This window comes from Janibacter corallicola NBRC 107790 (assembly GCF_001570965.1).
Lineage (GTDB): Bacteria > Actinomycetota > Actinomycetes > Actinomycetales > Dermatophilaceae > Janibacter > Janibacter corallicola.
On sequence record NZ_BCSR01000065.1, the window covers coordinates 1 to 10,326 of the forward strand.

General features: G+C 70.3%; 10 protein-coding genes. 4 read left to right on the forward strand and 6 right to left on the reverse strand.

Annotated elements, in window-relative coordinates:
- The coding region (locus JCO01S_RS14605; protein ID WP_157074650.1) for an HNH endonuclease signature motif containing protein at positions 1–1,514 on the reverse strand (1,514 nt) is incomplete at its 3' end.
- A 246-nt stretch (positions 1,515–1,760) separates the two neighbouring features.
- Between JCO01S_RS14605 and JCO01S_RS15810 the strand changes: the two genes are divergently transcribed.
- Entirely contained in the window at positions 1,761–2,339 is a 579-nt protein-coding gene (locus JCO01S_RS15810) for a DUF6318 family protein (RefSeq protein ID WP_157074651.1), read from the forward strand.
- A gap of 35 nt (positions 2,340–2,374) precedes the next feature.
- Positions 2,375–3,331 carry a hypothetical protein gene (locus tag JCO01S_RS16315; protein ID WP_245634463.1) on the forward strand — a complete coding sequence of 319 codons (957 nt, stop codon included), beginning with the start codon at positions 2,375–2,377 and terminating at the stop codon, positions 3,329–3,331.
- 31 nt (positions 3,332–3,362) lie between these two features.
- Here JCO01S_RS16315 and JCO01S_RS14615 read toward each other — a convergent pair whose 3' ends face one another.
- Positions 3,363–4,199, reverse strand: coding sequence for an enoyl-CoA hydratase-related protein (locus tag JCO01S_RS14615; protein ID WP_068257372.1), 837 nt, complete (start codon positions 4,197–4,199; stop codon positions 3,363–3,365).
- Between the two features lie 39 nt (positions 4,200–4,238).
- On the reverse strand, positions 4,239–5,552 hold the full coding sequence (locus JCO01S_RS14620) for an MFS transporter (protein WP_068257376.1): 1,314 nt from the start codon (positions 5,550–5,552) through the stop codon (positions 4,239–4,241).
- A gap of 97 nt (positions 5,553–5,649) precedes the next feature.
- Between JCO01S_RS14620 and JCO01S_RS14625 the strand changes: the two genes are divergently transcribed.
- A complete protein-coding gene (locus JCO01S_RS14625) occupies positions 5,650–6,402 on the forward strand; it encodes an alpha/beta hydrolase family protein (RefSeq protein ID WP_068257379.1) in 753 nt (250 codons plus the stop codon).
- Here JCO01S_RS14625 and JCO01S_RS14630 read toward each other — a convergent pair.
- Genes JCO01S_RS14630 through JCO01S_RS16395 form a run of 3 tightly spaced genes read right to left on the reverse strand, consistent with a single transcriptional unit; the run spans position 6,392 to position 8,637 of the window.
- Positions 6,392–7,609: a kynureninase gene (locus JCO01S_RS14630; protein ID WP_068257382.1), complete on the reverse strand. Its 1,218-nt coding sequence runs from the start codon at positions 7,607–7,609 to the stop codon at positions 6,392–6,394. The two genes, JCO01S_RS14625 and JCO01S_RS14630, sit on opposite strands and share 11 nt — an antisense overlap.
- Positions 7,606–8,454, reverse strand: a complete 849-nt coding sequence (locus tag JCO01S_RS14635) for a tryptophan 2,3-dioxygenase (protein ID WP_068257386.1) — start codon at positions 8,452–8,454, stop codon at positions 7,606–7,608. Before JCO01S_RS14635 ends, JCO01S_RS14630 begins: the two co-directional genes overlap by 4 nt.
- A 48-nt stretch (positions 8,455–8,502) precedes the next feature.
- Positions 8,503–8,637 carry a hypothetical protein gene (locus JCO01S_RS16395; RefSeq protein WP_281189237.1) on the reverse strand — a complete coding sequence of 45 codons (135 nt, stop codon included), beginning with the start codon at positions 8,635–8,637 and terminating at the stop codon, positions 8,503–8,505.
- Positions 8,638–8,919: 282 nt separating this feature from the next.
- Here JCO01S_RS16395 and JCO01S_RS14640 point away from each other — a divergent pair.
- The coding region (locus JCO01S_RS14640; protein ID WP_068257389.1) for a M20/M25/M40 family metallo-hydrolase at positions 8,920–10,326 on the forward strand (1,407 nt) is incomplete at its 3' end.

Genomic DNA, 10,326 nt, shown 5'->3' on the forward strand with positions numbered 1-10,326 from the left:
TCCCGCCGGTGGAAGGTGATGTGGGCCGTGCCGTCGCCGTGGTGGTGGGTGGCGTGACGCCACCTGGGGGAGTCGATCATGTGGTGGTGCCGACCACAGAGCGGGATGGCGTTGTCCATGTCGGTGCGCCCGCCTGACTCCCAAGGTCGGAGGTGATGGGTCTCGGTCCACGCGAAGGGCCGGTCACACCCTTCGGTCGCACACTCGGTGTAGCGCGTCGAGAGGGCGATGCGTTGGGCTTCGGTGAAGAGTCGGGCCTGACGGCCGAGGTCGATGGGGACGGAATCGGTGTCCATCACGGTGGGGAGGAGGCCCGCCCCGCATGCGAGTCGGCGGGTGGCCCCTGAGCTGAGGACGCCGCCGGTGATGTCCGTGGTGGCCACCTTGCTGGCCTTGAGCGCCTGCTGCAGGTCGGCCAGGCGGATCGTGACCAGCAGGGTCGCGGCGGTCTTGTTGTGCAGGTGGTCGGTGGGCACTCGGGACATCAGGTCCGCGAAGGCCAGGCCCCGCTTGTGCTGCCAGCTCATCTCGGTGCCCTTGGGGTCGGACGATGGTCGCCGGAAGGCCTCGCCACCCTGCCCTTCGCGAGAGTCCTGGGAGTCATGGGCCTCGCCGGCATCGCCACCGCGGCGGCGCGGTGCGGTCATGGCGTCGATGACCTTCTTGAGGATCATCCCGGAGGCCCAGGGGACGGTGAAGTGCCCGGTCATGGTCCCGTCGTGGTTGTCGCGGATCCAGAAGGCCGAGGCCTCCATCGCGCGCTCTTCCTCGTCGGCGACGGTGGTGTCCTCGTCCTCGTCGACGACCTCGGGGTCGGGCTCGATGGCGGCCAGGACCCGCCGGGCTGCTGCTCGCAGACGGGAGGGGGAGCGGTTGACCGCGAGGGCAAGCAACTCCGCCTCGCACTGCAGGTACTGCTCGTCGGTGACGTGCTCGGGTACGTCGTCGAGGGTCCGGGCGATCACCTTGGCGTGCTCGGCGCTGATCCTGCCCTCGGCAAGTGCATCAGCCGTCGCGTTGAGCCGTGGCCGTCTGCCGGGGTTGGTGCCCGCGGGGTCGTCGGCGTCGGAGGCGGTCGCGGCACACCCTTCGTCGGAGGCCTCTTGCTCGTCCGTCCCCGTCCCGAAGGCTTCGGCGAGGTGGGCATCGCCCTGGCTCGCGTGCCGGTCGGAGTCGGTGGCGCCGGCGACCCAGGAGCCGGAGTCGGTGTGGCCGTTCGCCTCGTGCGCCTCCGCCGCCTGTGCTTGCGCGATCAGGCGCAGGCGGGCAGCGTCGACGCGCCTCTTGAGCCGCTCGACCTCGCGCAGGTGTTCCTTGTACTTGGTGGCGCTCGCCGGAGGGTTGTCGTCGATGGTCGACAGGATGGTGCCGATGACGGCGTGGGCGCGCTGCAGGACATCGTCCAGAGGCGGCGTGTAGAAGACCTCGCCCTTCGCCAGCAGGTCGAGCAGGTCCTGCATGCTCGTCTCCGCAACCCGCGGCGGCGGGGTGGCGCTGCTGGTGGTCGGGTCCATGGAGCAACTCTAGTCGAACAGGTGTTCGAAAGCAAGGGGTGGCCTGTGGATTCTCGAGGTGCGAAGCCGTCAGATTTCACTACGTTGGTGTGCCATCCGGAGGTGGTCGGGGAGGCCGCCTCATCGCGACGAAGGGGAGTACCCGTGCGTTTTGGGCGTGGAGCAGCGTTGCTCGCCGCGGCAGGGATGGCCGGCGGCCTGGCCGGATGCGGCGGGGGTGACGAGCCGACGGAGCCCAGCACGACGGTGTCCCCACGCACCCCGGCCGGTCAGGGCAAGACCAGCGATGCATCGCAGGGGGAGACGTCGGAAGCGTCGGGCTCGTCGTCCTCCGGTGCTTCGACGGACGAGAGCTCCACCAATAGCAGCGAAGGGGGCGGCAGCTCCGATTCGTCTCCCGGTACTGGTGAACTGCCCGAGGGCATGCCCGCGGTCGCGGCGAAGAGAACGAAGGAAGGCGCGGCGGCGTTTGGGAAGGCGTACCAGAACGAGATTGGCGAGGCCTCGAAGTCTGGGGATCCGTCATTGCTCGATGAGATGGCAACGTCGAAGTGCCCACCGTGCTCTCAGGTCGTGAAGGATATTCGAACGGATGCGGAGAAAGGGCGAGTACGTAGTGCGAATCCATATTCTATGAGTGGACTCCAAGCCACCAAGCGCCCTGACTCCGGATACAAGGTTGTGATGGACGTCGATGTCGCCAAGCATCGCGGTTTGAAGAATGGGAAGCCGTACGGAACCGTCGACGCAACGCAGTTCCATTTGACGCAACATGTGATCTGGCGCGGCGGTGGATGGAAGATTGCGGACTGGGTCGTCTCATGACGAGGTTTTGCACGCTCGTCTTCGGGGGAGTGCTGGTGCTGGTCTTCAGCGTCCTCACCTCCACTGCAGCGGCTAGCCCGGATATTCATCTCAACGATCGGACGTTAGGGGCGAGTGCGAAGACAGATCGGAACCATCGGGTGTCGCCAGGCGTAACCAAGTTCGGCGACACCCCCGCCCCTCCCGCTTCAACCGACCACACCAAAGACCGCTCCGCCACGATTTCCCCGGTCAAGGTCAAGAGTGACAAACCAAAGAAGGGCATCCGGGTCAAGACCGAGGTCTGCAACGACATGTCCCTGACGCAGTGCTCGAGCGCGCGGGCGGGATGCATCACGGAGGCAGGAAATCCCGACTACTACGACGCTCCGACCATCACCTGGATCAGCGTCAACAACGGTGGCTGGCGATACAGCGGGCTGTCCTGCGGCACACCGGATTCGGTGGCCCTGCCCGGCCAGCCCAAGAAGGGCGGCGGGGGAGCCGGCGAGCCGGTGACCGTTCGGGTCCAGGCACCTCCGACGCCGTCCTTCGGGCAGATCCAGCAGGCTTTCCGGGAGCTGCCCTTCAGCAAGCCCAGCCCGAGCATCGAGCCGGTGGGGCTGAGGACGCTGAAGAACCTCCCGACCTACTACGCGGTGACCTGGCCCGATGACGACGGCCTGCAACCCGGCGAAGTCAGCAAGAAGGTCCAACTGCTCTCCTGGACCGTGGAGTTCAAGGTCGCCGCACAGGACTACCGGTACAACTACGGCGACGGCTCCACATCGAGGTGGACGAGCAGCACCGGCGGCGCCTACCCGGACGGCGACATCACCCACACGTACGAGCACGCCGACATGGTCGATGTCAGTGTCGATGCCCGACTGACGGGCCAGTACCGGGTCAATGGCGGCGAATGGCGCGACATCGCCACCACCGCGGACCTGCAGGACGAGCCGAGCTCGACCTTGGAGGTGCTGGGGACGAAGACCCGCCTCGTCCACCACTGATGCCGCACCCGCCGATGATGGAGAGGCCCCTTCACACCCACGGCAAATAGGCCGGCAGATCCTCCGCGACGGTGTCCGGAAACTCCGGCGGGCGCTTCTCCAGGAAGGACGCCACGCCCTCCGCCGCATCACGATTGCGCGGCAGGTCGCCGATCAGCCGGGAGTCGAGCTCGTGCGCGGGGTAGGGGCTGTCCATCCCCGACAGCCGGCCGAGCATCTGCCGGATCACCGCGACCGAGACCGCGGCGGTGTTGTCGCGCAGCTCTTCGGCGAGCGAGCGCGCGGCCGGCAGCACCTCCTCCGGCTCGTGCACCGAGCTGAGCAGCCCGGCGGCCAGCGCTTCCTCGGCTCCGAAGATCCGCCCGGTGAGCAGCCAGTCCTGGGCCGTCGTCATCCCCACGAGCCGAGGCAGGTACCAGACCGAGGCGCCCTCGGGGAAGATCCCGCGGCGGGAGAAGACCAGCCCGAACCGGGAGTCGCTCGCCGCCAGCCGGAAGTCGCAGGAGAGGGTGATCGTCAGCCCGCCACCGACCGCGGCGCCGTGCATCGCGGCGATAACGGGCGTGTTCATCTCGTGGATCGTCCGGGAGCACCGTCCCGCGGGCTCCTGCCAGTGCTCGGGGCCGGTGGCGCCACTCCCTTCGCTCACGCCGAAGCCACCGCTGGAGAGGTCCGCGCCGACGCAGAAGTCGCTCCCGGCGCCGGTGAGGATGACCACCCGGACGTCCTCGTCCCGGTCCGCCCGGCGCAGCGCGTCGGCGAGGTCGTCCGCCATCACGGCGGTGTAGGCATTGCGCGCCCGGGGCCGGTCGAGGGTGATCGTGGCGACCCGTTCGCGGACCTCGTAGGTGATCTCGGTGTACTCCATGACGCCATCATGGCCGCCGCGGAACCGGGGGTGGAAGGATCAGCCGCGCGAGACCTCCGGCAACCGCACCGACCCGAGCACCCCGAGCAGTCCCAGCGCGGCGAGGAAGACCAGCGCCCACTCCGTCCCGAGGGTCGCGATGGCCGAGCTGATCCCGCCGACGAGCAGCAGGACGAGGCCCATGGCGGAGTTCGAGACCGCGACATAGGTGGTGCGCAGGTCGCCCTCGGCCATGTCGACGACGTAGGTCTTGCGCCCGACCCGCACCCCGGTGTGCGTGAGGGTGAGCAGGAAGTACGTGACGACGAAGACCACCGACCCGAGCGCGGTCCCCTCGATACCGGTGAGCGTCACGAGGAGCACCAGCACGAGCACGAGCCCCGAGGCCACGCCAGCACCGACGGTCATCAGCCGCCGGCTCGACCGGTCGGCCATCCGCCCGAAGAGCCGCCCACCGATGAGCGCGGCGACCCCCGAGGCGAGGATGTACCCGCCGAGTCCCGTGAGCGCCGAGGTGTCCGATCGCACCGACAGCGAGACCACGAAGGGGGGCGACAGCGAGGAGACGAGCAGGAACCCCCGCACGAGGACGAAGTCGCGGAAGGCCCGGTCGGTGCGCAGCAGCGTGACGACCTCCGCGAACCACCCCTGTGCGTCGACGTCCTGCTCGGTCCGCTCGCTCACGTCGGCCGGCTCGCGCACCCCGGCGTAGACGAGCGCGACGAGCACCCAGAGCGCCGACCCGAGCCCGAGCAGCCAGGCCAGCTGGGCGCCGGTGAGATCGCCACCTCCGAGGGTGCGCACCGCGAGGCCGAGGGTGATCGAGACGATCCCGGAGGCGGTGGTGGCCAGGCCGTTGATCTGGCCGCGTTCCCCCTTCGGCACGGTCTGGCCCTGCACGTCCTTGGAGGAGACGGAGGTCAGGCAGCGCCCGAGCGAGAAGGCCGCGAGCGCGACGATGATGACCACTCCGGCGGTCACCCCGTGGCCCACTGCCGCGGTGAGCGCCATCACGGCGACGGCGACCGCCTGCACGAGCGCCCCGAGGACGTAGACCCACTTGCGTCGGCGGACGCCCAGGATCCAGGGCGTGAGCAGTGCCTGCGGGAGCATCGACCCGGACTCGCGGATCGGCACGAGGACACCGATGAGCGCGGTCGGGACCCCGAGGGCGTGGAAGAGCCACGGCAGCACCGTCGAGGCGTTGACCGTCTGGTCACCGGAGGACTGCAGCGCCTGCGCCCCGACGAGCCGCAGCCCGTTGTGGGGCACGTTGCGCCGCACCTCCTCGGGCAGTTCCTCCTCCGCCGCGGGGACGCGGCGCATCAGCCTGGAGTAGATCCGCTCGGTCATGGGCACCGGGCCAATGTAGTCGTCCTCGGTTTGCGCGCCCGGCCGGACCGCAAGAACATGGAGAGTCCGTGTCCGTCGACGAAGGGGATGAGCGCTCGTGGCGCACCAGCCCACCCCGACAGAGGCCTCCGAGGACGAGGCCCTGGCCCGGTTGCTTGCCGAGGGTGGACGTCGTTCGACGGATGCCGAGAGCTACGGCTCCTCCGAGGACATGGTGCTCGAACGCTACGGCCCGGCCGACGCGCCGGCGCTCGTCCTCGTCCACGGCGGCTACTTCCGCCCCGGGGTGGACCGCACCCACTCCCGACCCCAGGCACGCGCGCTCGCCGACGAGGGCTGGCAGGTGGTCCTCCCCGAGTACCGGCGGGTCCCGGGGGCGCCCTGCACCGCGACCGAGGACCTGGCGGCGTTCGACGACCACCTCCAGGCGTTGGGGGTGGACGTGCGGGCCTGGGTCGGGCACTCGGCCGGTGGGACGCTGGCCCTGTGGCGGGCGCTCACCCCCGACCTGCCCCCGATGCGGGCGGTCGGCCTCGCGGCGGTCAGCGACTTCGACGCCGCCGTGGCCGAACGGCTCGGCGACGACGCCGTGCGTGACTGGATCGGCCGCGGCCCGCAGGACGCGCCACGCCTCTACTCCCGCCTCGACCCGACCCGGCTGCTCGCGGCCAACCCCGACGGGGCGCGGCGCATCCACCTCGTGCACGGCCGCGACGACGAGACCGTGCCGGTGGGGCAGAGCGAGTCCTTCCCGGCGGAGACGACGCTCGTGACCGGGGCGCACCACTTCGACCTCATCGACCCGGCCTCGCGGCACTGGCCGGCGGTCGTGGCGGCCATCAGCGGCTGAGCAGCTCCTCGACCTGCGTGAGGGCCCGGCCGACCTCGGCGAAGCTCGTGCTGAGCGGCGAGAGCCCGAGCCGGATCCCGTCCGGCTCCCGGAAGTCGGGCACGACGCCCTCCTCCCACAACCGGGCGCAGATCTCCCGCGAGCGCGGGTGGGCGATCGTCACGTGCCCGCCGCGGCGCTCGTCCTCGCGTGGCGAGACCACCCGCACACCGTGTCGCGCCAGGTGCTCGTCCACCGACTCGATGACGTAGCGCCCGAGCGCGGTGGCCTTGGCGCGCACGGCGTCGAGGCCGACCCGCTCGATGAGCTCGACCGAGTCCTCGATCCCGACCATCCCGAGCACCGGGGGAGTGCCGGAGATGAAGGCCCGCATCCCGGGCCCCGGCCGGTACCCGGGCCCCATGACGAAGGGCTCCGCGTGGCCCATCCACCCCTGGATCGGCTGGCGCAGCCGCTCCTGGTGGCGCGCGGCGACGTACCCGAAGGCCGGCGCCCCGGGACCGCCGCCGAGGAACTTGTAGGTGCACCCGACCGCGAGGTCGACCTCGTGCGCGTCCAGCTCGCTCGGGACCACCCCGACCGAGTGGCACAGGTCCCACAGCACCAGTGCACCGGCCTCGTGGACGAGCCGGGTGATCTCCGGCAGCTCCGCGACCCACGCCGACTTGTACGCGACGTGCGAGAGCAGGACGACCGCGGTCCGCTCACCCAGGACACCGGTGACCAGGTCGGGGGTGACCCCCTTCGCCGGGTCCGGCTCCACCCACACCAGCCGGGCACCGGTCTCCGCCGCGATCCCCTCGGCGACATAGCGGTCGGTGGGGAAGTTCTCGCTGTCGAGCACGATCTCGTCGCGCCCGGGGCCGGCCGCGGACACCGCCGCCCGCAGCAGCTTGTACAGCATGACGGTGGTGGAGTCCCCGACGACCGTCTGGCCGGGCGCGGCGCCGAGGCAGGCCCCACCGATCCGGTCACCGAGGCGCAGCGGCAGCTCCATCCACTGCTCCTCCCACGAGCGGATGAGCCGGGTGCCCCAGTCGTGGTGGACCAGGCGCTCGATGCGCTCCGCGGTGGCGCGAAGGGGGCGGCCCAGGGAGTTCCCGTCCAGATAGGCCACGACGCCCTCGGCCGGCAGGTACTCGTCCCTGCACCACGCCAGCGGGTCGGCGGCGTCCAGCTCCCGGGCGCGGGCCGACAGGGCGCTCATTCGCCGACCCTCGTGCGCAGCGCGAAGAGCTCGGGGAAGAAGGTCAGATCCAGCGCCTGCCGCAGGAAGGCCACCCCGGAGCTGCCGCCGGTGCCGCGCTTCATGCCGATGATGCGCTGGACGGTCTTCAGGTGGCGGAAGCGCCACAGCTGGAAGTTGTCCTCGAGGTCGACGAGCTCCTCGCAGGCCTCGTAGACGTCCCAGTTGTCCTCGGCGTGGGCGTAGATGTCGGCGAAGACCTCGGTCAGCTGGTCGTCGAGCTCGTGGGCGACCGTGACGTCGCGCTCGAGGACCCGCCCCGGGATCGGGTGGCCGCGCCGGGCCAGGTGGCGCAGGAACTCGTCGTAGAGGCTCGGCGCCTCGAGCAGCTCGGTGAGCAGCACCTGCGCCTCCGGGTCGCCGTCGAAGACGGGGAGCATCCCCGCGTGCTTGTTGCCGAGCGCGAACTCGACGGCGCGGTACTGCCAGGACTGGAAGCCGGAGGCGTGCCCCAGGTGTGGGCGCAGCTCCTGGTACTCCGTGGGCGTGAGCGTCGCGAGCACGGACCACTGGTCGGTCAGCGTGCGCTGGATGTGCTTGACCCGGGCGATCCGCTTCAGGGCGATGCGCATCTCGTCGCGGGCGAGCAGGTCCATCGCGGAGCGGGTCTCGTGCAGCACGAGCTTCAGCCAGAGCTCGGAGGTCTGGTGCTGGATGATGAAGAGCATCTCGTCGTGGTGCTCCGGGACGCTGATCGGGCGTTGTGCGTCCAGCAAGGTGTCCAGGGCCAGGTAGGACCCGTAGGACATCTCCTCCCGGAAGTCGCGGTGGACGCCTGACTCGATGTCTCTGGTGTTGCTGCTCACGCGTCTCACTCTACGGACGGTGTCCGTGGAGTGGGCTCGGGGGAGCGGTCAGTCGCGGTGGGAGCGGCCGTCCATGAGGTTCTTCTCGACCCACGACATCAGGAACGGTAGTCCGGCGACGAATCCGACACCGACGACCCCCATCGAGACGACCTCGCTCAGGCCCATGCTCATCATTCCCATTCCCCTGACGACAACGACACCGCGACGGCGCCACAGGCGATGCTACCGGAACCGGGGGGCGGATGTGTCGGGAGTGACGGGTGGGGATGCCGGTGCCTGACATTCCACGGCCGGGCATCCCCTTCGCCAGGAGTTGGTCACGGCCCGGTCAGGCACGTCCAAGGGCGGCGCCGTCCGTCGCTCCCGCCCGACCGCTGGTCGTGCTACCGCGAGGTCACCCGTTGTGCCGCAACGGGACCGGGCGAATGCTGCGCGGACAGCCACACCGACGAAGGAGTCGCCATGGACCACCGCACCAGCGAGAGCCCCGAAAGCAGCCTGCCCCGTCGCGCCTTCCTCGGAGGGGTGGGTGTCGCGGCGCTCGGCGTGGCCACGGCCGGTGGCGCCGGGGCCTTCACGAAGGGGGCCCGCCCCACCGGGAGCACGAAGGGGGCGGCCGTCGCCGCGGCCGACATGGACCCGCTGGACCTGCTGCAGCGGATGATCCGCTTCGACACCCAGAACGACGGCGACGGGGGCAGGACGCGCCCGCACGCCGAGATGCTCCAGAAGGTCTGGGAGGACGCCGGCGTCGACGCCGAGATCATCGACACCCCGCAGCCGGACAACGTCCACCTCATCGCCCGGATCGAGGGCACGGGCGAGAAGGAGCCGTTGCTCTTCCTCGGCCACTCCGACGTCGTGCCGGTCGAGGAGGAGAACTGGGACCACGACCCCTTCGCCGGCACGGTCGTCGACGGCGAGATCCACGGCCGCGGCGCCCTCGACATGAAGGGTGCCAACTCCGCCTCCATCAGCGCGCTGCTCCGTCATCTGGACGAGGGCGCGACCTTCGACCGCGACATCATCATCCTCACCGACTGCGACGAGGAGGCGGGCAGCTACGGATCCCGCTGGCTGGCCGAGAACCACTGGGACAAGATCGATGCCGGGTCGGTGCTCACCGAGGGTGGCTGGTTCCTCGCGCAGAGCGACGAGAGCACCCCGATGCTCATCACCGCCACGCGTCAGGACAACGTCTACTTCAACCTCGACATCACGGCGAAGGGGACCGCCACCCACTCGTCGAAGCCGATCCCGGACGACTCCGCCGCCGTGACCCTCTCCCGGGCGCTCGTCGAGCTGGGGGAGTGGGAGGCGCCGGTCCACCTGACCGACGTCACCCGGGAGTACTTCGAGGCGCTGCAGCACGCGACGTCCGATCGCCGCTTCGCCGGCGCGATCCGGCTGATGCTCAAGGCTCGCAGCGAGCGGTCCCGGGAGCGGGCGGCGGCACTGGTGGTCAAGCAGTCGGACTACCCCTGGCTGCACCGTGCACTGCTGCGGACGACGCACGCCTTCGTCATCCAGGAGGCCGGCTACAAGGAGAACGTCATCCCCTCCGAGGCCACGACACGCGTCAACTGCCGCGGGATCCCCGGCGGGGAGAAGCCGCGGGAGTTCCTCGCCCGTGTGCGCACGCTGCTGGCCGACCGGGACGTCGAGGTCGCCCTCGCCACCGCGAAGGGCCAGAGCGAGGAGGAGGCGCTCGCCGAGCTCGACGAGACCTGGGCGACGCCGCCGGCGGACCTGGACACCGACCTCTGGAGCGCCATGGAGGCAGCCGCGGAGAAGACCTACGAGGGCACTCCCTTCGCCCCGGCGCTCTTCGAGGCGGGCACGAGCCTCGGCCCGTGGCGCGCGAAGGGG